Origin of the sequence: Ahrensia kielensis DSM 5890 (assembly GCF_000374465.1) — a bacterium.
Taxonomy (GTDB): Bacteria; Pseudomonadota; Alphaproteobacteria; order Rhizobiales; family Rhizobiaceae; genus Ahrensia; species Ahrensia kielensis.
In genome coordinates, this window is the sequence record NZ_KB894528.1 from 247,359 (window position 1) to 272,170 (window position 24,812).

Here is a 24,812-nt window from a genome sequence, read left to right on the forward strand (position 1 = left end):
TATGTGAAAGGAAGGGCCGCAGCTTAGAGCGGGATATACATCAGTTTCATGACAGGCAGAAAAGTGATCAATATAGTAGGTAAAAGATAGCGATTCTTATCGCGCATAAGGTTGAATATTACCGCTCATACCTTGCAGAGCCCCATATCAGTGGATATGTCCTATACAGAGCGCAAAATGCGCGATTAAGGGAGTAGGCGATGACCTCTGTTTCAACATCGAATGCCAGCACTGGCGGTAAGACAGCAGCTGAGCGTTACGGCGTGCTACCACGGCCAAATTTGGAGTGGAATGCAGAGGTTGAGCGCGAAACCGCGCATCTTTATGAATTGGTAAAAGAGCACATTCCGGCCATTGAGTGGCCTGTTTATGCGCCTTACGTCTATGCGATCAATAAGCTGAAAAAAGAGCGTAATGCGGCCATTTTAGCCCATAATTACCAAACACCGGATATTTTCCACTGTGTTGCTGATATTGTCGGCGACAGTCTGCAATTGGCAAAAGAAGCCACGATGGTCGATGCGGATATCATCGTGCAGTGCGGCGTTCATTTCATGGCCGAAACGTCCAAGCTGCTTAATCCTGATAAAACTGTGCTTATTCCGGATATGAAGGCCGGTTGTTCGCTGGCAGAATCAATCACAGGCGCTGATGTACGGCTACTGCGTGAACGCTACCCCGGCGTGCCAATTGTTACTTATGTGAACACGTCTGCTGATGTAAAAGCCGAAAGCGATATTTGTTGCACATCATCAAACGCTGTAGCTGTTGTCGAAAGCTTCGGCGTTGACCGCGTTCTGTGTATTCCAGATGAGTTTCTTGCACAAAATGTGGCGGCGCAAACCAAAGTCAAAATTCTGACTTGGAAAGGGCACTGTGAAGTGCATGAACGTTTTACCGCTGAGGAATTGCTTGCCTATAAAGAAGCCGACCCTGAAATTCAGATTATAGCGCATCCAGAGTGTCCACCTTCTGTTGTTGCCATTGCTGATTATGCAGGCTCAACATCGGGTATGATCAATTATGTGCGCGATAAGCGCCCACCAAAAGTGCTGCTGGTGACAGAGTGCTCAATGGCATCCAATATTGAAAGCTCCGCGCCTGATGTACAATTCATCAAGCCATGCAATCTTTGCCCGCACATGAAGCGTATCACGCTGCCGAAGATTTTGGATGCGCTGCTGGAGATGAAAGAGGAAATTCATGTTGATCCATTAACGGCGGATCGTGCGCGGCAAGCCGTTGAACGTATGGTGAATTTAAATCAGTGACCGATAAACCCATCCTTATCATTGGCGGCGGGTTAGCTGGCCTTTTCTGTGCACTCAAATTAGCGCCGCGCGCTGTAACCGTGCTTGCTGCGGCGCCAATTGGTATGGGCGCTTCATCTGCTTGGGCGCAAGCGGGCATCGCCGCCGCCGTCGGGCAGGGCGATACCATAGACAAACATGTCGAAGACACATTGATCGCTGGCGATGGTATTGTCGACGAAAAAGTCGCGCGAATGATGGCAGGCGAAGCGGCAGACCGCATCCACGATCTGTTGGAATTCGGTGTGCCATTTGACCGTGATTTGGAAGGCAAGTTACAGGTTAGCCGTGAAGCTGCGCATTCCGAAAGCCGTATTGTGCGCGTGTCGGGCGACCGTGCTGGACGTGCGATCATGCAAGCCTTGGTTCAGACGGTGGAAAAAACACCATCTATTCGCGTGCTTGAAGGTTATGTCGTCGAAGACCTTACCGTCGAAAATGATGTGGTTACGGGTGTTGTTGCACGTGATGCGGCAGGTGCAGGCGACCCCATTGTCATTGAAGGCTCGAATGTGGTCATGGCAACGGGCGGCGTTGGGCACCTTTATCAAGTAACAACAAACCCCACTGAAGCGCGCGGCGGCGGCATTGGCATGGCAGCACGCGCTGGTGCGTTATTGGCTGATATGGAGTTTGTCCAGTTTCACCCAACGGCCATTGATGTGGGCAAAGATCCAGCACCGCTTGCAACCGAAGCATTGCGCGGACACGGCGCTCACCTGTTAAATGGCAATGGCGAACGCTTCATGCTGCCACTGCACGAAGATGCGGAACTTGCACCACGTGATGTGGTGGCACGCGGCATCTTTGCGGAAGTGCAGGCTGGGCGCGGCGCGTATCTTGATTGCCGCACAGCGATCCATGATTTTGAAAATGAGTTTCCAACAGTTTGGAATTATTGCCGCGACGCTGGCATTGACCCATCCAAAGAGTTGATACCGGTCGTACCTGCTGCCCATTATTTTATGGGTGGTATATGGACAGATATGGATGGGCGCTCATCACTGCCAGGCTTTTGGGCTTGCGGTGAATGTACGTCCACTGGTGCGCATGGTGCGAACCGTCTTGCATCAAATTCACTGCTGGAAGCTGTCGTGTTTTCTGCGCGTATTGCCGATGCGTTAAAGGCAGAGGCGAGTTTTGATGCGCCCTCTAACTGGCAAGAAGGTTCGGTTGAAACAGATGAACATCTGACAGAAGCTGAACATCCGAATATGGCCGCACTGCGTGAAACCATGAGCGCCAATATGGGCGTTTTGCGCAATAAAGAAGGCATGAAAGAAGCACTTGTGCGGCTTTTGGAGCTTGAATCAGATAGCCATTCGCTGCGCTTTAGCAATGTTGTGACAACGGCAAAACTCATGTGCATAGCAGCGCTAAACCGCGAAGAAAGTCGCGGCGGCCATGCGCGCACAGATTTTCCAACCGAAAATGAAAGCTGGAAACGGCGTACATTGCTCAAACTCGAACAAGCCCAAGCCATCATCACCGAATTTTATAAGGATTGATACGATGCATGTCATTTCTCCGCACCTACCTAGATTGATGGTAGAAGAAGCCGTGCGCGCAGCTTTGTTAGAAGATTTAGGGCGTGCCGGTGATATCACCACCAATGCTACGATTGCATCAAGTGCGACCGCAACAGCTGTCATGGCAAGCCGTGATCATGGTTATGTCTCCGGTATTTTGTTTGCCAAAACAGCGTTTCGCATGATGGATGATGAGCTGAAATTTGAAGTCGTGGCCAAAGATGGCGATGCTGTAAAACCGGGCGATGCGCTGGCAACAATCAGTGGTAATGCGCGTGCGATCCTATCTGCAGAGCGCGTGGCGCTTAATTTTCTTATGCATATGTGCGGCATTGCAACTTACACATCAAAATTTGCAGAACAGATTGCCCATACCAACGCGAAGGTCGCTGACACGCGCAAAACGATCCCCGGTATGCGTAGTTTTGAAAAATATGCGGTTCGCTGCGGCGGCGGCATTAACCACCGTTATGGCCTCGACGATGCAATCTTGATTAAAGATAATCATATTGCCGTCTCTGGCGGTGTAGCAAAAGCTGTAGAAAATGCGCGCGCTTATGTCGGTCATATGGTCAAAATCGAAATCGAAGTCGATAATTTGGACCAAATGGTGGATGCGCTAAAAGCAAAGCCGGATGTAATTCTGCTCGACAATATGTCGAATGATCAATTGCGCGAAGCTGTTGCGATCAACCGCAAAGATAATAATGGCACAGTAAAGCTCGAAGCATCGGGCAATGTGAATATCAACACCATCAAAGCAATTGCAGAAACCGGCGTTGATTACATTTCAACTTCGAAAATCACGATGGCGGCGCCGACGATGGATATCGGCCTCGATATTATTTTAAGCTAATAAAAAGGCACCATAGGGTGCCTTTCTTTTTAGGTCTTAGGCCGCCGCTAAGCTGCATCTTCTTTGTAAAGATGAACATCACGCTGCGGGAACGGGATTGATAGACCAGCCTTATCAAATGCCTGTTTAGCATCCTTGGTGAGCTGACGTGTTGTTGGATACCAAACAGGTGTTTTTATCCAAACGCGGCAGGTTACACCAACGGCGCTGTCAGCAAGTGAATCAACAAACAAGAACGGTTCTGGATCGGTCAATACGTCCGCATTATTGTCGATAATGTCACGCATTGTCTTCATCGCCAAATCAATGTCGTCCTCATAGCCGATGCCAATAGAAAGGTCGAAACGGCGAATTGGCAAGCGTGAGAAATTGGTGATCGGTGATCCCCATACCTCGGAATTTGGCGCTAGGCGGTAGAGCCCGTCCAGTGTTTTAAATTCAGTGGCAAACAATCCGATTTCTTCAACAATACCGTCAAAGCTTCCGCAGTCGATGTAATCACCCACGCGGAAAGGGCGCAGAAATAGCAAAACTAATCCTGCAGCAACATTCTGCAACGTGCCCTGCAAGGCTAAGCCGATCGCAAGACCAGCTGCACCAAGCGCAGCGATTATCGAGGCTGTCTGCACACCAAATTGCGACAGAACCATAATGATGACGACCGCTAGAATGGCATAGCGCGCAACTTTTGAAATAAACCGCGCAAGTGTCTCATCGGCATTTTTTGTGCGCTTAATACCGGAATACACAGCTTTTCGAACCTGACCAGCGATAAAGAAGCCAACAAGCAAAAGTAAAATGGCACCAATTACGGAAAAGGTATATTTGACGACCAAACCGCCAACAGTCGCAATCAAAGCCTCCATGCCAGTGCTGAGTTCAGCAAAGTTATTCGTTAATTCTTCCATGTCGTTTTGGCCCTCAATATTCTTTTTGTAATCTGCCATACGGCAACGGGGTGGCAAAAGAATAAGTTCCATTGTGCCACGCATACCCGTTATGAAGTTGGATATAGGTCAGCTGGCTCAAGAGGAAAGACAAAAGGTGTGCCTTCATAGGCATTTGCGCCCCGTCCAATTGTACGGATAGCATCGACCATACGGCCTGAGCGCCCCATAATGTCATCGGCAATCTTAATCATAGCAGGATTGGGCGTTGCAAAAGGGGCAGCCCAGCGCAGTGCATTGGCAAGCTTTACTTCATCAACACCAGGGTTCAGCGTTAAAACGCCGATATATGCCGATGCGGTCGCACGCGAAACACCCATCCAACAATGGATGCACATTGGCGCTTTTTGATCCCACCCATGCATGAACATCATAATTTCGCGAACATCTTGTTCCTCTGGCATGATGTGGCCTGCAAGCGGTGATGCAATGTCATTAAAACCGAGCGCTTTATGATTGCCAGATGCGATATTCTTCAGTTTCGGCACGTCTTGCTCATCCGACAATACCGTCAAGACGTGGCTTGCCTTATGCGTTTCAACCGTTTGCTTAACCTTGGATAGGGGACATACCGCAAAATAAGACATCAGCTTTTTCTCTTAGGGTTGAATTGTGCAGCTAAAATTTCAAAGCGGGCCAAAAATGCAGCTTGCGCTTCGTCCGTTGGCATAGGGTCAAGCACAAGGCCGTCTGGCGTTACATTTTCCGGTCTGCCAAAATAGGTCGCAGCTTCATCCGTGTCAAAACCTGCAAGCCGTGTCGCCTCGTAAAAGGCAGCTATATAATCAGCACGCTTGATTATTTTCTTGGTTTTGGCAGGTGTGTTTCCAGCCAACCCAAAGCGCAAATTTATTGCCGCTTGGAGGCGGTTTTCAACGGCCCGATATCCACCAGCACCAATTGCTTGTTTGAACGGTGAAATCATGTCGCCAATCACATATTCTGGCGCATCGTGCAGTAAGGCCGTTAGCAACAATGCAGGTGTCGCATCCTTGGCTGTTCGCTCAACAATCTGTTCTACCAGCAGCGAATGTTGCGCAACAGAAAAGGCATGGCTGCCATATGTCTGTCCGTTCCACCGCGCAACGCGAGCAAGACCATGTGCTATGTCGGCAATTTCGACATCCATGGGCGATGGATTAAGCAGATCAAGCCTGCGGCCTGAGAGCATACGTTGCCAAGCACGCTTGGGTGCCGTTTGTTGGTCAGGCATCTTTGTCGCTTTCGCTTGGCCATGAATAAGAGACGGATGGCGGGATCGTAAGCTCAACATTTGCATCGCCAGCTTTGATCATATGGCCGTTGTCGATTGCGTCTTTAACACGGTCAATACGGCACAAAGAAAGCGCGCTTTTGCCGATCTTCGTACCCAGCGTGCCAACTGGCTTATCGTTCGCAACCAAATCGGTCGCCTCACCATAATCCGTGTCTGTCTTTGCAATGAGTATGCGCCTGCGTGCGGTCTTTCTGTGATGCATGCGGCTGATCACTTCTTGGCCGATATAGCAGCCTTTTTTAAAGTCGACACCGCCGTTTTGATCCAGTGAAACATCATGCGGAAACGCATCACCTAGTTGAAAGTCGCGTCCACTTTCAGCAACGCCTTGTTGTATGCGTAGCGCATCCCACTCAGTACGATCAGTTGCAGCGATGCCCGATTTATAAGAGCGGTAAACAGCCATGTCAGCGAACCGTGTGTCGCGTAAAGCGTCACTTGAAGCGCTTGAATCATCATCCCATGAAATGCTCACAAGTGATTCAGTTGATTCAGTAATTTCCACTTTAGAGCGCAGCCGAAACATTTTCATACGCTGGATAAATGCCGCGGCGCTGCCTGTCTCAATGTCGACTAAATAGACATTGTCGCCAGTCTTACTGATGAGAAAATCAAACATAATTTTGCCCTGCGGTGTCAAAAGCGCACCAATTTGAGCAATGCCTGTATTTAAACTCTCGATGTTGCAGGTCAGCACATTGTGCAAAAGATGAGTGGCATCGGGGCCATCAAAAGTGATGAGTGTTCGTTCGTCTAAAACAACATTCGGCACAGTATTATCCTTAAGCAAATCAGATGGCTTTTAGTTAAGGGGCGCGCCGCTCATCGGCAAGGTAAAAGGCCTGATTAAGCGCGGCGTTTCGCAATTAGATTTAATCGCCCGCTACGAAAAAGAGCCAGCGGCCTTCTGGTGTAATACCGACACGAAAAAAAATATATGCCCCAAAGGACACCATGTCTTCATAGTCTCCGGCAGTCACCAGCTTGAACAGTTCAACGCGCTGCGGCGGCGTTAAATCTTGCAAGGGAATAGCGTAGAAATAGGGCCAGACATACAATTCATTATCCGTGCCGCCATCAAGCCGCGTAAAACCAGCTTCCATAACTTCAAGCAATATGGCTAAAATTTCATGGCCATCTTTGTCGCCAGAAACCGATTGAAGATAAGTGATTGGGTCGCCTTCAATATCGGTGAGCGATAGGCGGGTAATGTTGGCGCCATTGCCAATCAAGGTTCTAAGTTTTTCGGGATCGCCCGAACGCGCTGCATCCATAATTAATTCGCGCATGCGACGAACAGCGAAGGGCAATTCTTCAACGTCGTACAGAATTTCAATCTTTTGATCGGCGTCGCCAAAACCTGTTTGAGATTGCGCCGGATTGCGGACAGGATTTTCATCCGCTGGAGGCTCAAAATTCAAAGGATTATTGGGGTCGAAACTTCTCGGTATAGGATCAGGCAGGGGGATCATTAAAGAAGGGGGCGCTTTGCCGCTGCCTTCTTGCGCAAAAGCACCAAGCGCGAACAATGATAAAGCCGCACTGATGATAAGAATAATGATCGTTTGGGTTTTCAGAGTGTTTTGCACATTCTTGCCAGTTCGAGAATCGTAGATATCGCCGAAAAGTAATTGTAGCGGAGTTTCATTCAAAACGCACTGTGATCACTCAGTGTTGTCGCTCAAAATTTTATATCATTGCAAATAGATAACACAGGCAGCAAGAAATGAGCGCTCGATTTACTGGATCGTGCGATATGGCAAAAATTCACCTGACAAAATCCGGTCTCTAAGCGTGTCAGCCAATTCCAGAGCCGCTTCTTCGCCTTCAGTGCGGATCATTTCTTCGAGTGCCGTTGCAATCGCTGTCTCGGCAAGAATAGCAGCATCAATACCTTCGACAATGCCGTCCGCCCAAGCTTCATTATGCACTTCACGGGCCGCAACCCGCTTCTCATTGGCGATAACTTCGTCAAGTTCTGCTAATTTTTCGTCGGTAATCATAACGCTAACTCACGGGCAAATGCCCAAACTCTTTAATATTTAAAATGCACAATAACACAAAAAACGTTAATGTAACGGTCGATGAACGGTTAGATTTACTCTTGGTAAACGTCACTGCGCATAGCGGTTGTTAATCTCGATGGCCAGTGTTTTTCCCTCACTCATATAAGCGTCAACCGCTTCAATTGCTTGCGGTGTACAGGCCGTATAAACGCTGTCGAAAGTCCGGTAGCCCTTGTTAAAGCTTGATATTAAGCGCGCCCGACGGTTCGGGGCAGGGCGTTCAACCTTTAAAAGCGTTTCCATCTGTTCGCGCCAATCATTGGAAACATCGCCGCATAGATTGCGCAAATAATGGATGGAGCCCAGCACTTCGGATAGTCTTGATAGGCGCTCGTCATAAGGCGCAGCACCAGATTGCGCCGAGGCCGTAACGGGTGACGCAACGCCGAGCACGATTGCCAACATAAATGCGGCCATATGCCTAAACCAGCTTGGGTGCACTAAATGTTGCAATTTTGATCGAACCTCCAAATTTGAGTGCGGGTCTTGTTCCACGGAATAAAGGCAGAAAAAAGCATTATTTTTGAGATAGTTGCACTTTTAGATCAAATATTTGCGTTTACACGCCTTAAAACTCAATTGCTTGCTTGCTGTTTCGCGATACGTTTTGCAAAATCTAATGTTGAATCCGTGACATCAAGTCCGGCAAAATCTTCAAGTTGCACCCAGCGCACTTCAGCAGCGTCATCACCAGCAATCGGTGTGCCGCGTGCTGACCCAGTGTGCACGCATAAAACATAATGATATGCGGCCCCGTCTTCATGACTGATAATTTCAACAGGCTCAAAGAAAGCAATGTTCTGAGCCGTTAAACCAGTTTCTTCACGTAACTCGCGCGCCGCTGCTGCCACTAAGGTTTCACCAAATTCAACACGGCCGCCTGCAAATGCCCACTGGTTTTTTGAAGGCGCGCGCCCACGGCGCACCAATAAAAACGAACCATTGTCGGCATGCCGAACGGCAATTGAAACGGCAAGCTGCGGGATTTTTTCACTCATATAATTGAACCGACAATCTGAAACATTGATAATCTTAGCGGTTCTATACCCTGCTAATCTTTTTTCCAATGTGGGGTATCTGTCACAAGCATATGAGCGCAAATAAAAAGCCAATGGTGATGGGAGCACCATTGGCTTTGGGCAGTAGGATATGGCTAGGGGAAGGCCACATCTTGCTGTAGGGCGTTTATGATATTACTGCAGTGTCGTTGACGGCTCTACAGGTGCAACTTCCGCATCAGGTGCAGGCTTCATCTGAATGTCATCAGCTGTGTCATTATCGATTGTGCCAGTGCTTTCTTGCTCAATCGTAGGGTTCGTTGTGTCTGCACCTGTTTGGGTGTCGCCATCTTCGGAACAAGCAGCAACGGCTAGCATTGCAGCGGCAGCTGCCATAGTTGGTAATAAGCGTTTCATTGTTCGTCTCCTTTATAGCTGTACTGTGAAAATGCATTGGCTTGGTTTTGGTTGCGCTTGGCGCGATAGCAAATGGTTACGGATTGAAAACTTATGTGTGGACGCTTTTCACTCACCCATAGTTCTGACGCGTTGGAAAATGTATTTTCGGTGGCAGGCGTCGAGAATTTTCCGCCGCGCTATAATATTGCACCGACACAGCCCATCATGACGATATCGGCAGGCTTGCTACGCATGGCAGGTTCAAATTTGCCAGAGCAAGATGCGCTATTGATGCGGTGGGGGCTTTTGCCAAGCTGGGTAAAAGACCCAAGCGACTTTCCATTGCTTATCAATGCACGCAGTGAAACGGCTGCAACAAAAGCGTCCTTTCGCAATGCCATGCGGCATCGGCGTATATTGATACCGGCATCAGGGTTTTATGAATGGCAGCGCGACAAAGAAACAGGCCAAAGTCAGGCCTATTGGGTACGACCAAAAGATGGCGAACTAATTGGCTTTGCCGGATTGGCCGAAACCTATATGAATAAAGACGGTGCGGAAATTGATACGGCTGCGTTTTTAACAGCGCCTTCTAATAAACAATTCCAAGCCATTCATCACCGGATGCCGATTGCGATAGCAGAGACAGACTTTAAGCGCTGGCTTGATTGCCGAACGCAAGAGCCGCGGCACATCGCAGATTTATTGCGTGCGCCAGATGAGGATTTCTTTGAAGCAATTGCCGTTTCAGATTTGGTCAATAAGGTTTCAAATACCAGCCCTGAAAATCAAAAACATGTAACACCGAAAGATTTTACGCAAAAGAAAAAGCCCAAGCCGATCGACGATTCCCAAGGTTCATTATTTTGACGGTGAGAATAAAGACCAGGTATCCGTTTGATACCTCCCCTGGTCCGAGGGAAAATAACGTAGCGATGAAAATGGGGCGCAAACTCATCGCTGGATACCTGGCTCCCGCTTACGCGGGATTACTTTTGGTAAACCTAAAATTACGCACTGCCTAGAGAGGCAATTAACTTTTTTTATTAATTGGTAAACACGGATAAAAGTTTTAATAATTCTGAAGGTGGGGGAGCGTAATTTGCAATATTTAACCCATAAAATAGGCTTGATTGTTGCGTGATGCTTGAAGCATTTCCAATCAATGCTATTCAAAGCCTGACATTTTATTCGCTATGCATCATCAGCGAACAATAGAACACTGGAATCAATTTATGGACTTGCGCCTACATAATACGCTCACACGCAGCAAAGAAACATTTGAGCCAATCGATGCCAAAAATGTGCGCATGTATGTCTGCGGCCCAACGGTTTATGATTATGCGCATATTGGTAATGCGCGTCCGGTTATCGTGTTTGATGTGCTCTATCGTTTGCTGCGCCATAAATATGGCGAGAAGCACGTTACATATGTACGCAATATCACGGATGTTGACGACAAGATTAACGCGCGGGCATTGCGCGATTTTCCTGATTTACCGCTCAATGAAGCCATTCGCAACGTCACGGAAAAAACCGCAAACCAGTTTCACAAAGATGTGGAAGCGCTTGGCTGCTTGCCGCCAACGATTGAGCCACGTGCAACAGAATTTGTATTGCCGCGCGCTGATGGCAAATCAGACATGGCAACGCTTATCCAAAACCTCCTTGATAAAAACCATGCCTATATCGCAACGGGCGGCGAGGGGCGTGAGGTGCTTTTTGATGTGACTTCGATGGATAACTATGGCGCATTGTCAAACCGTAAGCTTGAAGACCAGCAAGCGGGCGCACGCATCGAAGCCAAAGACCATAAGAAAAACGCAGGCGACTTTGTCCTATGGAAAGAGTCGAGCGCAAATGAACCGGGCTGGGATGCGACGTTTAACGGCGAAATTATTCATGGTCGCCCGGGCTGGCATATCGAATGTTCTGCGATGAGCGCAGCCTATCTTGGCGAAACATTCGATATTCATGGCGGCGGCCTAGATCTGATTTTCCCGCACCACGAAAATGAAATTGCCCAAAGCTGCTGTGCGCATGGCACGCAAAAAATGGCCAATGTCTGGATGCACAACGGCTACCTTCAGGTTGAAGGTAAAAAAATGTCGAAGTCTGTCGGCAACTTTGTGACGATCTATGAGTTGCTGCACACGGAAAAATTCGGGGGGCGCAAATGGCCAGGCGAAGTGCTGCGCCTTGCGATGCTGATGACGCATTACCGCGAGCCAATTGACTTTTCTATCAAGCGCTTGGAGGAGGCGGATTCAGTTTTAGCTAAGCTTTGGCGCAAGGTTGCTGAGGGCGATGATTCCGGCGATATTAAAACCGTTATCAATGCTCTTACGGATGACTTGAATAGTTCTGAGGCGATTGCAAAACTCAATAGTCTTTCAGGTGATGCACTTGGTGCAGCGCTTGAGATGTTGGGTTTAAGCCGCACCGCACCGGCAAGTGATGTTGATGCATCTGTTGTTGAAGCAGCAATCACGGAACGCCTTGCCTTCTTCGCCGATAAAAACTTTGCCGAGGCAGACCGTATTCGTGATAAACTCCTGTCTCAAGGAATCCAGCTAAAGGATTCAAAAGACTCAGAAACTGGCGAACGCGTGACGACATGGGAAATCAAACGATAGAGGCGTGATATGAAAATTACAGGTGGATGCCAATGTGGTGCCGTGCGGTATCAAGCCGATAGTTTAGGGCGAGCATCCATCTGTCATTGCCGAATGTGCCAAAAAGCATTCGGTAGTTTTTTCGCGCCGTTCGTCTCGGCAAATAATGTCGTTTGGACGCGCGGAAAGCCAAAGCACTTTCATTCTTCAAACCGCAATTGGCGCGGGTTTTGCGGCAATTGCGGAACGCCGCTGACTTACGAGTTTGAAGGCGGGATGGAGCTTGCAATCGGAACATTGGACGACCCGTCTATGGCGCCGCCGCAAGTTCAGGTGAATTTTTCACAAAGATGTAGTGCCACTATTGGGCTCTTTGAACTGCCGGAAGTCGAACCGATGCAGCTTGAAGAAAATGCACAATGGAACGCAGGCGTTGTCTCCAATCAGCACCCCGATCACGATACCAAGGATTGGCCGCAGAAGTAGCGACAAGCTGCATTGCACTCATTCTCATCCTGATTTACTAGATTCATCAGCAAGGTGAGGGCAAAACATGATTGATCATTCAGGCATAAGCGCAGCAGACATCAGCAAAGCGGTTTCATTCTATGATCAGGCATTTGCGCCTCTTAGCATCTCAATGCTTGCCGAAGTGCCAATAGAATTTACCGATGGCAAACGTGTCGTTGGCTATGGCACGCACCGCCCACAATTCTGGCTCAGCGAAGGCGAGGCACAAAAACCACCTGTGCATTTTGCTTTTGCAGCGCCCACCCGCGCAGCTGTCGATGCCTTTTATGAGGCAGCGCTCAAGGCTGGTGGTTCAGACAATGGCGCGCCTGGAATACGGGCGCATTACCATGAAAATTATTACGGTGCTTTCGTGCTCGATCCTGAAGGCAACAATATTGAAGCAGTATGTCACAAGGCGAAAACATGATGAGCGATTTACGTACACTTTATCCAGAGCTAGAGCCTTTCGACAGTGGTTATTTAGAAACAGAAGACGGCCATTCGATCTATTGGGAACGCGTGGGAACCAAGGGCGCAAAGCCTGCGGTCTTTCTCCATGGCGGACCAGGCGGCGGGTTTGGCCCTGTTCATAGAAGGCTGTTTGATCCAGCGCTTTACGATGTTATTTTATTCGACCAGCGCGGCTGCGGAAAATCCACACCTTTTGCATCACTTGAAAACAACACCACATGGCATTTGGTTGCCGACATTGAGCGTTTCAGAGAAATGATCGGCGTTGATAAATGGCTCGTCTTCGGCGGCTCATGGGGCTCAACCTTGGCGCTTGCTTATGCTGAAAAACACACAGACCGCGTGAGCGAACTCGTTGTACGCGGTATTTACACGCTCACCCGCGCTGAACTGGATTGGTATTATCAATTCGGCGTTTCAGAAATGTTCCCCGAAAAATGGGAGCGCTTCTGCGCGCCAATTCCAGAAGCTGAACGCGGTGAAATGATGCAGGCTTATCGCAAGCGCCTCGTCGGCGATAATCGCGAAGAACAGCTTGCTGCCGCAAAAGCGTGGAGCGCATGGGAAGGCGAAACAATTACGCTTTTGCCAGAACCATCAACCAGCGACAAATTCCACGAAGACCAATTTTCTTTGGCGTTTGCGCGTATTGAAAACCACTTTTTCGTGCATGGCGGCTGGTTAGATGAAGGCCAATTGCTGCGTGATGCACATAAATTAGCTGATATTGATGGCGTGATTGTTCATGGCCGCTATGACATGCCATGTCCGGCGCGTATTGCGTGGGAACTGCATAAGGCATGGCCAAAAGCTGATTTTCACTTGATCGAGGGTTCAGGACACGCATTTTCAGAACCAGGTATTTTGGACCAACTCATCCGAGCAACAGATCGTTTCGCAGGCAAGACAGTTCAATGACGCATAGTGCAGACAACAAACAACGTATCTATCTTTTCGATACAACCCTGCGCGATGGTCAGCAGACGCCGGGTGTCGATTTTTCCGTTGAAGACAAAATCAATGTTGCCAATATGCTTGATGCATTTGGTATTGATTATATCGAAGGCGGCTATCCGGGTGCAAACCCAACAGATACGGACTTTTTTACCAAAAAACGCACGCAAAAGGCTAAATTTGTTGCCTTCGGCATGACCAAACGGGCAGGCGTTTCGGCTTCAAATGACCCCGGATTGGCCGCGCTTATTGCCTCAAACGCCGATGCTGTCTGCTTTGTTGCAAAGGCATGGGACTATCATGTCCGCGTTGCGCTTGGTTGCACCAATGAAGAGAATATCGACAATATTACGCAGTCTGTTGAGGCAACACTTAATGCTGGCAAAGAAGCCTATATCGACTGCGAACACTTCTTTGATGGTTATAAAGCCAATCCTGAATATGCGATTTCCTGTGCTAAAGCTGCCTATGAGGCAGGTGCGCGCTGGATTGTGCTGTGTGACACAAATGGCGGCACACAACCAAGCGAGATCTACAGCATCGTAAAAGCGGTCATTGCTGCAGGCATCGACGGCGACAAATTGGGCATACACGCGCATAACGATACCGAACAGGCCGTCGCAAACTCATTGGCGGCCGTGGATGCAGGTGTGCGCCAAATTCAAGGAACGCTGAATGGGCTGGGCGAGCGCTGCGGTAACGCAAACCTTGTGACTTTAATTGCCACGCTGGCATTAAAGGACAAATGGTCGGAGCGTTTCGAGACTGCGATCACACAAGACAAACTCAGTGAGCTGACGCATTTGTCACGCTCATTTGACGAGTTGCTTAACCGTGCTCCGGCAAGTCAAGCGCCTTATGTTGGCGCGTCAGCCTTTGCAACAAAAGCCGGCATTCATGCATCTGCGCTGTTAAAAGAGCCGGCCACATACGAACATGTCGAACCAGATAAGATCGGCAACACACGCCGCGTGATGGTTTCTGACCAAGGCGGAAAATCGAACTTCCTCAATGTTCTGGCGCGCCGCGGCATCCATGTGAGCAAAGACGATTCGCGCCTTGATACGCTCATTTCCATCGTCAAAGAGCGCGAAGCATCGGGCTATTCCTATGAAGGTGCTGATGCTAGTTTTGAGCTTTTGGCGCGGCGCACATTGGGCGAAGTGCCGTCTTTCTTTACGGTTGATAGCTACCGAATTGGTGTCGAACGCCGCCATAACGCTTCAGGGCAGATGATTACCGTGTCAGAAGGCGTTGTTAAAGTGACGGTTGATGGCATCCAACATATGAGCGTGTCAGAAGGCCATGGACCGGTGAATGCGCTGGATTTGGCAATGCGCAAAGATCTTGGCAAATATCAGGCGGAAATTCAGGACTTGGAACTGGTGGATTATAAGGTACGCATCTTAAATGGCGGCACCGAGGCGATAACCCGTGTTTTGATTGAATCGACCGATGTTACCGGCAAGCGCTGGTGGACCGTAGGTGTCAGCGATAATATTATCGATGCTTCCTTTGTCGCGCTTATGGATTCAATTAATTTCAAGCTTATGAAGAACAGAGGCACGGCCGGTGTGGCCGCAGCGGAATAGGGCGGCTCGTTTCATAAAGCTGTGATCGATATTTGTTTTGAAACCATGTCAATTTTTGTCATGCATAATGGCATAAAATTGGATATGGCAATTAAATGCGACCAACCTTTCCCCATGAGACGAACAAGCAACCACGAGAACCCCTCGCTGGCTTTGCTTTTTCCATAAGTGCCTATGTTCTTTGGGGCTTTTTGCCTCTCTACATGAAAATGGTCGGGCATATGCCCGCTGTTGAAGTCGTTGCGCACCGCGTATTGTGGTCGATACCCGTCGCTGGAATTATTGTCCTATGGCTTAAACGTACCGACGATCTCGTGGCCGCGCTTAAAAGTCCGCGCACTTTGATTATGGCATGCATAACAGCCGCATTAATCTCCATAAATTGGGGTATTTATGTTTGGGCTATCGCGGAAGGTCGCGCAATTGAAGGCGCTCTTGGTTATTATATCAACCCGTTGATTAACGTATTGTTGGGCGTGATTTTGCTTGGCGAGCGCTTTACAAGGCTCCAAATGGCCGCCGTTGCATGTGCCGTTATTGCTGTTGGTATTCTCACCTTTGGCGCAGGCGGTTTGCCGTGGGTCTCCTTGGCGCTTGCCTGCTCGTTTGGTATATACGGCTATTTGCGCAAAACACTGCCCATTGGCCCCACACAAGGCTTTTTGCTGGAAGTTATTATCCTCGCGATCCCTGCAATGATTGTCATAGCTTGGATTACCGCAAGCGGTGAGGGACATTTTGGCCAAACCGGATTTGGCGATATGGGGCTGTTAATCTTTGCAGGCCCAGTGACAGCGATCCCGCTGATTCTATATGCATTTGGTGCAAAACAGCTGCGCTATACCACGATGGGTATTTTGCAATATATTGCGCCAACGATGATCTTTCTAACGGCTGTGTTCGTCTTTGGCGAACCGTTCTCAAGCATTCAGGCCATTGCATTTGGCTTTATCTGGATGGGGCTCGCGCTTTATACATGGTCACTGTTTAAAGCTTCCAAGTAAATACCGTTCAATCTTAATTTGCAGCCGTTTCTTTTGCAGCGGCTGCATCAATGATTGCAGGCACAATCGCATCGATATTATCAATCAAAAGCGGTTTGATTTTATTTTGCGAATGTAGGAAACCGCCCTCGGCCATATGATCAATCAAAGTTATAAATGGGTTCCAAAAACCGCTCAAGTTGGCAAGCGCAATGGGTTTGTTGTGACGGCCGAGCTGTGCCCATGTCATCATCTCAACAACTTCTTCCAAAGTGCCAATACCGCCCGGTAGAGTAATAAATGCATCGGCACGCTCAAACATAAGCTGTTTGCGCGTATGCATGTCTTGCGTCACGATGAAGTCATCAATCTGATCCATCGCATCGGGCGTGCGTTCTTGGCACATCAAAAATTCAGGAATAATACCGGTGACTTTGCCGCCATTTTCCATGACACCGCCTGCAACAGCACCCATTAAACCATGAGTGCCACCGCCATAGACAAGGCGAATGTCACGTTCGGCCATAGACTTGCCAAGCTTTCGGGCGGCGGCTTCAAAACTACTGTCGACACCCGATGACGAGCCGCAATAGACGCAAATGGAGTTTATTTTTTTCATGCCGTGTTTTGTCTTAGAGACCATTCAGGGTCAAGGTCTCTGATATCGTTGAGGCAATTGCGATTTGCGCCTTTAAAGGATAGACATTTAATGAATAAATGCGCGATTGTTCGCAGCAAATAATAAGTTAGGGCAGTTACATGGGTAAGGAAAGCATTGGCGTTTGGCTATTTGCAGGCATAGTCGGGATAACCGGACTGGTCGCTTCTGGTTATCTGGGCGATCCTAACAAATTGCTAGAACCATTTAAGTCGGTTGCCACATCAACTGAAACGCCACAAAGCGAATCAAACGCTGCACCAAAAAGCGATCGAACTGTGGCTCCCGAAGCTGAGGAAAGCACAGCGCTAGCTGAAATTTCGCCAGAGGTGAATGATGTTTCGGTTGCTGCTGAGAGCGAAGAGGCCTCACCAAGTGCTAAAGCGCCGCAAGATGCGAAAGCTGAAATAGATACAGCCGCGTCTGAGGAAGTCGCTGCAGCGCCGGAAGCCGAACAAACCATTGCTGAGCCCGCAGCACCTGTTGAAACCGCATCAGAAAATATTGTGCCGACATTCGATATTCTGCGTGTTGAACCCAATGGCGACATGGTGATCGCTGGTATTGCAGCCAGTAACGCTGATGTGGAAATCGTAGCAGGCTCCAAATCTCTGGCGATTACAAAATCAAACGACCGAGGTGAGTTTGTTGCCATTCTCGATGAACCGCTAAAGCAAGGCGATTATACAATTGTGCTGCGCACTACGCGAGACGACGGCACTGTCGCAACATCGCTTGAAACGGCGATTGTCTCCATTCCAGAAAAAGGCAGCACTGACGTTTTAGCTTTGGTTGAAGCACCAGGCGCGCCATCAAGATTGATTACAAAATCGGAAGTAGGGCAATCATTGCAAGTGGTTGAGACCCCAACGCAGGCTGAACCCAAAACAGATGATGAAATTGTCAAAGACAATGAAGCCGAAAAAACGGCATCTTCAATAGATGAACCTGCAGAAGTAAAAACTACGATGCAATCAGAAGAGGTAGCGCCTCAGCAAAAAGCAGGTGAAGTGGTTCGCATTGAAGCTGTTGAAATTGATGGCGCAAAAGTTTTCGTCGCTGGCGCAACGGATGCTGGCGCGCGTATTCGCGTTTATGCCAATGAAATTATACTGGGCGAGGATTTAGCAAATAGTGATGGGCGTTTTCTCGTCGAAGCCAATCGCGATCTGCCAATCGGTGATTATGTTATTCGTGCAGACAGGTTGAGCAAAAATGGTTTTGATGTCGTTGCCCGTGCTGCTGTGCCATTTACCCGTTCAGAAGGCGAAAAACTCGCCGCTGTTGCTGTTCCCCAAGCGCTTGCTGGCACCGCGCCATCCGCGCCTGTAGAGACCGCAGCAGGCGAAGATGATCAGGCGCCGAGTAGCGACATGAGCGATGCATCTGAAACAAGCCCAAAGGGCGCAATGGTTGAGGCGGACAGTGCCGATGGCGTAGCATCCGAGGCTGAAACAGATGGCGTTCAAGTCGTTATTGCGGATGAAACGCCACTTGAAGTTCAAGCAACGGGTAATGTGAATGAACGTTTGAAACCGGTTGATACATCCGTCATCATTCGCCGTGGGGATACGCTTTGGCATATTTCAAAGCGCGTATATGGACGCGGAATAAAATATACAACGATCTACAAAGCCAATGAGGATCAAATTGAAAACCCTGACAAGATTTGGCCAGGGCAGATCTTCGCATTACCAGAAAACGAAGAATCCTCTGAAGCAACTGAGAATTAAAAATCATGTGACGCACGCCTTGCTTTGAGTGCGCACATACCCAAATTATTCGAGCAGTGGATTTTTGCTGCACCAATTTACATGACTAAAGGCATTTTCTCTTGGCAGATAAAACGGTAACGACCGATAATAGCGGCACGTTCAAAACGATAGCGAATCTGTGGCCATATATGTGGCCAACGGATCGTCCCGATCTCAAACGACGTGTTCTATGGGCTGCGTTTTATTTGGTCATTTCTAAACTCATTTTGATGCTGGTTCCCTACAGCTTCAAATGGGCAACCGATGCGCTCAACGGTGAGTTGGATTTCCCTGTCGATAGTTGGGTTCCAGCCATTTTGCTTGGCCCCATTATGTTGGTGATCGCTTATAATGTTTTCCGTGTCGTCAATGTGGGCTTTCAGCAATTGCGTGATGCGCTTTTTGCATCCGTTGGCCAATATGCGGTGCGCCAGCTTGCCCATAAAACATTTAAGCACATGCACCGCCTTTCGCTTCGTTTTCATCTTGAGCGGCGCACCGGCGGGTTGTCGCGCATTATTGAGCGCGGAACAAAGGGCATTGAAGCAATTGTTCGCTTCACGATTCTCAATACGTTGCCGACAATATTAGAATTTGCACTTGTCGCGGCGATCTTCGGTTTCAGCTATGGCTGGGAATATGTTGCCGTAACGGCCTTTACTGTTTTTGGCTATTCATGGTTCACAATCATCGCATCGGATTGGCGTATTCAAATCCGGCGCGACATGAATGACTCCGACACGGATGCCAATTCCAAGGCCATCGATTCTCTGCTAAATTTTGAAACTGTCAAATATTTTGGCAATGAAGAAATGGAAGCTGAACGCTTCGACAAATCTATGGCCAGCTATGAGCGTTCTGCAACACGTGTTTGGACATCGCTCGGCTGGTTAAACTTCGGGCAGGGCGTCATTTTTGGTATCGGCATGCTCGTCATGATGTGGATGTCAGCCAGCGCTGTCATTGCAGGCGAGCGCACAATTGGTGACTTTGTATTTATCAACGCAATGTTGATGCAGCTCTCCATTCCGCTCAATTTCATCGGCTTTATTTACCGCGAAATTAGGCAAGGTCTGACTGATATTGAACAGATGTTCGATCTGCTCGATGTTTCTGCTGAAGTAGAAGATGCACCGGATGCCGAGCCTTTAGTCATTAAAGACGGTACGATAAAATTTGAAGATGTTCATTTTGCTTATGATGCAAACCGTCCCATATTAAAGGGTATTTCATTCGAAGTGCCTGCGGGAAAATCCGTTGCGATTGTTGGTCCTTCTGGGGCGGGTAAATCAACTCTATCAAGATTGCTGTTTCGATTTTATGATGTTCAAAGCGGCGCTATCACCATTGATGGGCGCGACATTCGCAATGTAACGCAAAAATCCCTGCGCGCAGCCATTGGCATGGTGCCGCAAGATACGGTGCTATTCAACGATACGCTGGCCTACAATATTCGTTATGGCCGCCCTGATGCGAGCCAAGAAGAGGTTCTTAAAGCAGCTGAACTCGCCCAGATCGGCAATTTCATTCGCACCGTGCCAGAAGGCTTTGATGCAATGGTGGGTGAACGTGGTTTGAAGCTTTCGGGCGGTGAAAAGCAGCGTGTAGCGATTGCGCGAACAATTCTAAAAGCGCCGCCAGTGCTTATTTTGGATGAAGCAACGTCTGCGCTTGATACGGCAACCGAACAGGAAATTCAGGATTCACTGGATGAAGTTTCAAAAGGTCGCACCACGTTGGTTATTGCGCACCGGTTGTCCACAGTCATCAAATGTGATGAAATCATCGTTCTACGCGATGGTTTGATCGCAGAGCGGGGCCGTCATGCCGAGTTGATGACGCTTAAAGACGGTCTTTATGCTAAAATGTGGGAGCGCCAGATGGAAGCGACCGAAGCAGAACAACGCTTGCGTAAAGCGCAGGAGACCGATGAACTCGGTGTTGTGTTACGCAAAAAAACAAGCGATAGCTGAGCCATATTCGAAAACAGACGCTGCACGGCGTCTGTATTACATGAAATAAACGAAACCGTTAGAGCGTTATAAAATGAGTCTGGTAGACAGTATTCAAAAAGTCTTTGTCCCAATTCACAAAGAAGGCTGGCCGTTTATTGGCATATTTGCCTTGATGACGATTGTGCTGGGCATGATCTGGGAGCCGTTGTTTTTTGTCGGTCTCGTGCTGACCGCTTGGTGCACCTATTTCTTTAGAGACCCAGAGCGCACCACGCCGCTCGATGATGATATTGTTGTCAGCCCAGCGGACGGTGTTGTCTCGGCGATTGGTCCGGTTGTGCCGCCAGAAGAACTAGGATTAGGCGACGACGAGTGGACCCGTATTTCTGTTTTCATGAATGTCTTTTCTGTCCATGTTAATCGTGCGCCAGTGCGCGGAGAGATTTCCAAAATTGCTTATAAACCCGGCAAGTTTCTTAATGCTGATCTTGATAAGGCGAGCCGCGAAAATGAGCGCAATGGTTTGGTGATTGAAAGCCCGCACGGCCAGATAGCGACAGTTCAGGTTGCTGGATTGATTGCACGGCGCATTTTATGTTTTGCCAATGAAGGTGAGCAGATCGCTGCCGGCGAACGTTTCGGTATCATTCGATTTGGATCAAGACTTGATATTTATTTGCCGAAATCCGCTGTGCCTCAGGTTGCAGTTGGCCAAAATGCGATTGCCGGCGAAACGGTTCTGGCTGGTTTTGGCAGTGAGTATAAACTGCGCGTAACGCGCAAAGGTTGATGATAGATGTCGATGGATGATGCCTTTCCGCCGTTTGAGCCGGATGGTCCAGATAAGTACAAAGACAATCAACACAAGCGCTTGCGTGAAATCCCGCTGCGTTATTTAGTGCCGAATATTGTAACCGTGCTTGCTATATGTGCAGGCCTATCGGCAGTTCGCATGGCGTTTGAACAGCGTTTTGAAGCCGCTATCGGGCTTATGCTCGTGGCCGCTTTGCTCGACGGATTAGATGGCCGTATAGCGCGTCTTTTAAAAGCATCGTCAAAGTTTGGCGCTGAAATGGATTCGCTTGCCGATGTGGTCAATTTTGGCTGCGTTCCTGCATTGATTCTCTATATTTATGTGCTTGATGAAACCAAACAATTTGGCTGGATTGCCGCGCTGATCTATGTGATCGCGGCCGCATTACGCCTTGCACGGTTTAATATAACACTCGGCGATCATGCGCGCCCTAAATGGCAAAAGGCTTACTTTACTGGCATACCTGCGCCCGCCGCCGCTTTATTGGTTCTGCTGCCTGTTTATATTGGGTTTCTTGGGCTTCCAGCGGATTGGATCACAGCCTCATTCGTTTCCGTTTACACCATCGTAATTGGTTTTCTGATGGTCTCAAACCTACCGGTTTGGAGTGCGAAAACGGTCGGCGGTATCGCACGATCCGCCGTTATGCCGATGATGTTGATTGTGGTTTTATATGTTGCCGCATTGGCAAACTTCACTTGGACAACGCTTACGCTATCGGCATGTGCCTATTTGGCATTCTTGCCGTACTCGGTGCATATGTATCGCAAAGATGGGCGAAAGCATGCCGCAGAGCACGCAGATCAAATCGAGAAAACTGACCGCTAAAGCTGAAGCGCTGCATATCGAGCGATGTACAGCGTTAAGGCAACTCAAAAAGAATACGGTAAGTGTCTAAGACGGCAGATTATAGTTCAGCCAGCTTTGTGTGGGAACGTCCCAGAGCATGCCAGTTTGAGTAAGCTCTGGTGACGCCAAACCAATAATTTTAGACGCAGTTTCCTGCGCTGTCGGCAAATCTTCGGCTTTTTCACCGGGCATTGCTTGTGCACGCATATGGGTGCGCGTCGCACCCGGATTTACATTGTTGATGCGCAACGGTGTTTTTTCAGCTTCAGCTGCCCATGTGCGCCCCAAAACTTCTACAGCGGCTTTAGAGGCCGCATATGGTCCCCAATAAGCGCGTGCAGAATGTGCAACGCTTGACGACAGCAAGATTGCACGTCCAGCGTCAGACAGGCGCAATAGAGGGTCCGTGGTGCGAATTAGACGCCATACACTATTGAGGTTGACCGTCATCAATTCGTCAAATGTTTTGGCCTTAACGTGGCCAACAGGAGAAATCGTGCCAAGCACACCCGCATTGGCAACGAGAATATCTAGTTTGCCCCAGCGCTCTGCAATCACACCGCCCAAACGGTCAATACCTTCAAGGTCTTTCAGGTCGAGTGGCACCAAAGTGCACTTGCCGCCTTTTTCCTTGATGCTGTCATCAAGTTCTTCAAGCCCGCCAACTGTGCGTGCAACGGCAATAACTTCTGCGCCAGCTTCAGCCAGTTGAAGAGAAAGCTGGTAACCAATACCGCGCGACGCGCCTGTAACTAAGGCCAAACGGCCCGATAAATCAGGTTTGACAAGACTCATGAAAGCACCGATTAATTATTATTTGCTAGCAGCGATAATTTACGCACATTGTCTGGACCATCGTGGTCGAGCAAGCGGGTAGGGTACTGGTTCGTAAAGCAAGCATCACAGAATTGCGGCACGTCCGCATTGCGATTTGCTTCGCCAACGGCGCGGTAAAGCCCGTCAATGGATAAGAACGCAAGCGAATCGACGCGAATGAATTCGGCCATTTCCTCAATGCTCATCCGCGATGCAAGAAGCTTGGATTTCTCCGGTGTATCGACACCGTAAAAACATGGAGACATGGTTGGCGGAGAAGCAATACGCATATGCACTTCACGCGCACCGGCTTCGCGAACCATCTGTACGATCTTTTTAGATGTTGTGCCGCGAACAATACTATCATCAACCAGCACGACACTTTTGCCCTCTAGGACAAACGGGTTTGCATTGTGCTTAAGCTTCACGCCCATATGACGAATGGCATCGGTTGGCTGAATAAATGTGCGGCCAACATAATGGTTGCGGATAATGCCAAGTTCGAACGGTATATTAGCGCCTTGCGCAAAGCCAATCGCCGCAGGTACGCCGCTATCGGGTACAGGGACTACGATATCAGCATTACAAGGCTCTTCAATGGCAAGTTCAACACCGATTTGCTTGCGTACATCATACACATTGCGGCCTTCGATATTGCTGTCAGGGCGCGCAAAATAAACATATTCAAAGATACAAAAGCGTGGCTTGACTTCCTCTTCAACTTTGAAGGGGAAATAGCTCTCAATGCCTTTATCTGTGATGCAGACCAATTCACCAGGTTTTACATCACGTACAAACCGTGCACCCATAATATCAAGCGCGCATGTTTCGGAAGCCAATATCCATGAACCGTCTAAATCGCCAAGAACAAGCGGGCGAATACCGAGTGGATCACGGCAACCAATAAGCTTCTTGGCTGTCAACGCAACCAGCGAAAATGCGCCTTCAAGCTGCACAATAGCTTCTTGGAATTTGGAAAGAATATCTTGTTTCTGGCTCATCGCGACAAGATGCAGAATGGTCTCTGTATCTGACGTTGAAGAGAAAATAGCGCCTTTGCGTTGCAATTCGCGTTGTACGGTTAGCGCGTTCGTAATGTTGCCATTATGAGCAACAGCTAAGCCGCCGCCATCAAGTTCGGCAAAAAGCGGTTGAATATTGCGCAGCGATGAATCGCCCGTGGTGGCGTAGCGCGTGTGCCCGATTGATTTATCACCCGGCAGGCGTTCAATCACAGAGGGCTTGGTGAAAGTATCACCAATGAGCCCGACATGGCGTTCAATGTGGAATTGGCCGTTGTCATGGGTAACAATGCCAGCAGCTTCTTGGCCACGATGCTGAAGCGCATGCAGACCAAGGGTTGTAAACGATGCTGCGTCGGGGCGGCCATAAATGCCAAACACGCCGCATTCGTCGTGAAAATGATCGTCTGCTTCGTGGTCGGATTCATGTGTCAT

Annotated in this window: 26 protein-coding genes; 14 read left to right on the forward strand and 12 right to left on the reverse strand. The window is 48.8% G+C overall.

Annotated features, from left to right (window positions below; all coding sequences use genetic code 11):
- Window positions 1–200: 200 nt before the first annotated feature.
- Genes nadA through nadC form a run of 3 tightly spaced genes read left to right on the forward strand, consistent with a single transcriptional unit; the run spans window position 201 to window position 3,695 of the window.
- Entirely contained in the window at window positions 201–1,271 is a 1,071-nt protein-coding gene (gene nadA / locus C504_RS0101100) for a quinolinate synthase NadA (protein ID WP_018687449.1), read from the forward strand.
- Complete coding sequence (locus tag C504_RS0101105) at window positions 1,268–2,818, forward strand: L-aspartate oxidase (RefSeq protein WP_018687450.1); 1,551 nt, start codon at window positions 1,268–1,270, stop codon at window positions 2,816–2,818. Before nadA ends, C504_RS0101105 begins: the two co-directional genes overlap by 4 nt.
- 4 nt (window positions 2,819–2,822) lie before the next feature.
- Window positions 2,823–3,695: a carboxylating nicotinate-nucleotide diphosphorylase gene (nadC, locus tag C504_RS0101110; protein WP_026317110.1), complete on the forward strand. Its 873-nt coding sequence runs from the start codon at window positions 2,823–2,825 to the stop codon at window positions 3,693–3,695.
- Between the two features lie 47 nt (window positions 3,696–3,742).
- Here the strand turns inward: nadC and C504_RS0101115 are convergent, their stop codons facing one another.
- The 9 genes from C504_RS0101115 to C504_RS16975 form a co-directional block, all read right to left on the reverse strand.
- Window positions 3,743–4,675 (reverse strand): mechanosensitive ion channel family protein, encoded by a 933-nt coding sequence (locus C504_RS0101115; protein WP_245555087.1) that lies wholly within the window; start codon window positions 4,673–4,675, stop codon window positions 3,743–3,745.
- Between the two features lie 17 nt (window positions 4,676–4,692).
- Window positions 4,693–5,229 carry a tyrosine phosphatase family protein gene (locus C504_RS0101120; protein WP_018687453.1) on the reverse strand — a complete coding sequence of 179 codons (537 nt, stop codon included), beginning with the start codon at window positions 5,227–5,229 and terminating at the stop codon, window positions 4,693–4,695.
- A complete protein-coding gene (locus C504_RS0101125; RefSeq protein ID WP_018687454.1) occupies window positions 5,229–5,855 on the reverse strand; it encodes an HD domain-containing protein in 627 nt (208 codons plus the stop codon). The genes C504_RS0101120 and C504_RS0101125 overlap by 1 nt, the downstream gene beginning before the upstream one ends.
- Entirely contained in the window at window positions 5,848–6,690 is an 843-nt protein-coding gene (ygfZ, locus tag C504_RS0101130) for a CAF17-like 4Fe-4S cluster assembly/insertion protein YgfZ (RefSeq protein ID WP_026317111.1), read from the reverse strand. The genes C504_RS0101125 and ygfZ overlap by 8 nt, the downstream gene beginning before the upstream one ends.
- 100 nt (window positions 6,691–6,790) lie before the next feature.
- Entirely contained in the window at window positions 6,791–7,507 is a 717-nt protein-coding gene (locus C504_RS0101135; protein ID WP_156815817.1) for a hypothetical protein, read from the reverse strand.
- A 150-nt stretch (window positions 7,508–7,657) separates the two neighbouring features.
- The gene (locus tag C504_RS0101140) at window positions 7,658–7,921 is read right to left on the reverse strand and encodes a hypothetical protein (protein WP_018687457.1); all 264 of its coding nucleotides are present in this window, start codon (window positions 7,919–7,921) and stop codon (window positions 7,658–7,660) included.
- 111 nt (window positions 7,922–8,032) lie between these two features.
- Complete coding sequence (locus C504_RS0101145) at window positions 8,033–8,401, reverse strand: TIGR02301 family protein (RefSeq protein ID WP_018687458.1); 369 nt, start codon at window positions 8,399–8,401, stop codon at window positions 8,033–8,035.
- A 158-nt stretch (window positions 8,402–8,559) separates the two neighbouring features.
- Window positions 8,560–8,982, reverse strand: coding sequence for an NUDIX hydrolase (locus C504_RS0101150; protein ID WP_026317112.1), 423 nt, complete (start codon window positions 8,980–8,982; stop codon window positions 8,560–8,562).
- 195 nt (window positions 8,983–9,177) lie between these two features.
- Window positions 9,178–9,399 (reverse strand): hypothetical protein, encoded by a 222-nt coding sequence (locus C504_RS16975; RefSeq protein WP_018687460.1) that lies wholly within the window; start codon window positions 9,397–9,399, stop codon window positions 9,178–9,180.
- A gap of 93 nt (window positions 9,400–9,492) precedes the next feature.
- Here C504_RS16975 and C504_RS0101160 point away from each other — a divergent pair, with 93 nt between their 5' ends.
- The 7 genes from C504_RS0101160 (at window position 9,493) to rarD (ending at window position 16,530) form a co-directional block, all read left to right on the forward strand.
- Complete coding sequence (locus C504_RS0101160) at window positions 9,493–10,251, forward strand: SOS response-associated peptidase (protein WP_018687461.1); 759 nt, start codon at window positions 9,493–9,495, stop codon at window positions 10,249–10,251.
- 365 nt (window positions 10,252–10,616) lie between these two features.
- Window positions 10,617–12,017, forward strand: a complete 1,401-nt coding sequence (gene cysS / locus C504_RS0101165) for a cysteine--tRNA ligase (protein WP_018687462.1) — start codon at window positions 10,617–10,619, stop codon at window positions 12,015–12,017.
- A 9-nt stretch (window positions 12,018–12,026) separates the two neighbouring features.
- Entirely contained in the window at window positions 12,027–12,482 is a 456-nt protein-coding gene (locus C504_RS0101170; protein WP_026317113.1) for a GFA family protein, read from the forward strand.
- A 67-nt stretch (window positions 12,483–12,549) separates the two neighbouring features.
- Window positions 12,550–12,936, forward strand: coding sequence for a VOC family protein (locus C504_RS0101175; RefSeq protein WP_018687464.1), 387 nt, complete (start codon window positions 12,550–12,552; stop codon window positions 12,934–12,936).
- On the forward strand, window positions 12,933–13,898 hold the full coding sequence (gene pip, locus C504_RS0101180) for a prolyl aminopeptidase (RefSeq protein ID WP_018687465.1): 966 nt from the start codon (window positions 12,933–12,935) through the stop codon (window positions 13,896–13,898). The genes C504_RS0101175 and pip overlap by 4 nt, the downstream gene beginning before the upstream one ends.
- The gene (gene cimA, locus C504_RS0101185; RefSeq protein ID WP_018687466.1) at window positions 13,895–15,526 is read left to right on the forward strand and encodes a citramalate synthase; all 1,632 of its coding nucleotides are present in this window, start codon (window positions 13,895–13,897) and stop codon (window positions 15,524–15,526) included. The genes pip and cimA overlap by 4 nt, the downstream gene beginning before the upstream one ends.
- Window positions 15,527–15,621: 95 nt before the next feature.
- A complete protein-coding gene (rarD, locus tag C504_RS0101195; protein ID WP_041951476.1) occupies window positions 15,622–16,530 on the forward strand; it encodes an EamA family transporter RarD in 909 nt (302 codons plus the stop codon).
- A 13-nt stretch (window positions 16,531–16,543) separates the two neighbouring features.
- Here rarD and C504_RS0101200 read toward each other — a convergent pair whose 3' ends face one another.
- Entirely contained in the window at window positions 16,544–17,128 is a 585-nt protein-coding gene (locus C504_RS0101200; RefSeq protein ID WP_026317114.1) for an LOG family protein, read from the reverse strand.
- Window positions 17,129–17,268: 140 nt separating this feature from the next.
- On the opposite strand from C504_RS0101200, the gene C504_RS16980 reads away from it, so the two are divergent.
- From C504_RS16980 to pssA, 4 genes are all read left to right on the forward strand, one after another.
- The gene (locus C504_RS16980; protein ID WP_018687470.1) at window positions 17,269–18,900 is read left to right on the forward strand and encodes a LysM peptidoglycan-binding domain-containing protein; all 1,632 of its coding nucleotides are present in this window, start codon (window positions 17,269–17,271) and stop codon (window positions 18,898–18,900) included.
- A 101-nt stretch (window positions 18,901–19,001) separates the two neighbouring features.
- Entirely contained in the window at window positions 19,002–20,894 is a 1,893-nt protein-coding gene (locus C504_RS0101210) for an ABCB family ABC transporter ATP-binding protein/permease (RefSeq protein WP_018687471.1), read from the forward strand.
- Between the two features lie 73 nt (window positions 20,895–20,967).
- Window positions 20,968–21,666 carry a phosphatidylserine decarboxylase gene (locus C504_RS0101215; RefSeq protein WP_018687472.1) on the forward strand — a complete coding sequence of 233 codons (699 nt, stop codon included), beginning with the start codon at window positions 20,968–20,970 and terminating at the stop codon, window positions 21,664–21,666.
- 12 nt (window positions 21,667–21,678) lie between these two features.
- Entirely contained in the window at window positions 21,679–22,518 is an 840-nt protein-coding gene (pssA, locus tag C504_RS0101220; protein ID WP_018687473.1) for a CDP-diacylglycerol--serine O-phosphatidyltransferase, read from the forward strand.
- Between the two features lie 66 nt (window positions 22,519–22,584).
- On the opposite strand, the gene C504_RS0101225 is transcribed toward pssA, so the two are convergent.
- A complete protein-coding gene (locus C504_RS0101225; RefSeq protein ID WP_018687474.1) occupies window positions 22,585–23,334 on the reverse strand; it encodes an SDR family NAD(P)-dependent oxidoreductase in 750 nt (249 codons plus the stop codon).
- A gap of 11 nt (window positions 23,335–23,345) precedes the next feature.
- Window positions 23,346–24,812: an amidophosphoribosyltransferase gene (purF, locus tag C504_RS0101230; protein WP_018687475.1), complete on the reverse strand. Its 1,467-nt coding sequence runs from the start codon at window positions 24,810–24,812 to the stop codon at window positions 23,346–23,348.

Coding starts and splice junctions, on each gene's coding strand:
- nadA (WP_018687449.1), top strand. CDS start 201: ATGACCTCTGTTTCAACATCGAATGCCAGCACTGGCGGTAAGACAGCA.
- C504_RS0101145 (WP_018687458.1), bottom strand. CDS start 8,401: ATGGCCGCATTTATGTTGGCAATCGTGCTCGGCGTTGCGTCACCCGTT.
- C504_RS16980 (WP_018687470.1), top strand. CDS start 17,269: ATGGGTAAGGAAAGCATTGGCGTTTGGCTATTTGCAGGCATAGTCGGG.
- nadC (WP_026317110.1), top strand. CDS start 2,823: ATGCATGTCATTTCTCCGCACCTACCTAGATTGATGGTAGAAGAAGCC.
- C504_RS0101125 (WP_018687454.1), bottom strand. CDS start 5,855: ATGCCTGACCAACAAACGGCACCCAAGCGTGCTTGGCAACGTATGCTC.
- pip (WP_018687465.1), top strand. CDS start 12,933: ATGATGAGCGATTTACGTACACTTTATCCAGAGCTAGAGCCTTTCGAC.
- C504_RS0101170 (WP_026317113.1), top strand. CDS start 12,027: ATGAAAATTACAGGTGGATGCCAATGTGGTGCCGTGCGGTATCAAGCC.
- C504_RS0101225 (WP_018687474.1), bottom strand. CDS start 23,334: ATGAGTCTTGTCAAACCTGATTTATCGGGCCGTTTGGCCTTAGTTACA.
- C504_RS0101115 (WP_245555087.1), bottom strand. CDS start 4,675: ATGGAACTTATTCTTTTGCCACCCCGTTGCCGTATGGCAGATTACAAA.
- C504_RS0101200 (WP_026317114.1), bottom strand. CDS start 17,128: ATGAAAAAAATAAACTCCATTTGCGTCTATTGCGGCTCGTCATCGGGT.
- C504_RS0101120 (WP_018687453.1), bottom strand. CDS start 5,229: ATGTCTTATTTTGCGGTATGTCCCCTATCCAAGGTTAAGCAAACGGTT.
- C504_RS0101150 (WP_026317112.1), bottom strand. CDS start 8,982: ATGAGTGAAAAAATCCCGCAGCTTGCCGTTTCAATTGCCGTTCGGCAT.
- C504_RS0101175 (WP_018687464.1), top strand. CDS start 12,550: ATGATTGATCATTCAGGCATAAGCGCAGCAGACATCAGCAAAGCGGTT.
- purF (WP_018687475.1), bottom strand. CDS start 24,812: ATGACACATGAATCCGACCACGAAGCAGACGATCATTTTCACGACGAA.
- C504_RS16975 (WP_018687460.1), bottom strand. CDS start 9,399: ATGAAACGCTTATTACCAACTATGGCAGCTGCCGCTGCAATGCTAGCC.
- C504_RS0101215 (WP_018687472.1), top strand. CDS start 20,968: ATGAGTCTGGTAGACAGTATTCAAAAAGTCTTTGTCCCAATTCACAAA.
- C504_RS0101140 (WP_018687457.1), bottom strand. CDS start 7,921: ATGATTACCGACGAAAAATTAGCAGAACTTGACGAAGTTATCGCCAAT.
- pssA (WP_018687473.1), top strand. CDS start 21,679: ATGGATGATGCCTTTCCGCCGTTTGAGCCGGATGGTCCAGATAAGTAC.
- rarD (WP_041951476.1), top strand. CDS start 15,622: ATGCGACCAACCTTTCCCCATGAGACGAACAAGCAACCACGAGAACCC.
- cysS (WP_018687462.1), top strand. CDS start 10,617: ATGGACTTGCGCCTACATAATACGCTCACACGCAGCAAAGAAACATTT.
- C504_RS0101160 (WP_018687461.1), top strand. CDS start 9,493: ATGTGTGGACGCTTTTCACTCACCCATAGTTCTGACGCGTTGGAAAAT.
- cimA (WP_018687466.1), top strand. CDS start 13,895: ATGACGCATAGTGCAGACAACAAACAACGTATCTATCTTTTCGATACA.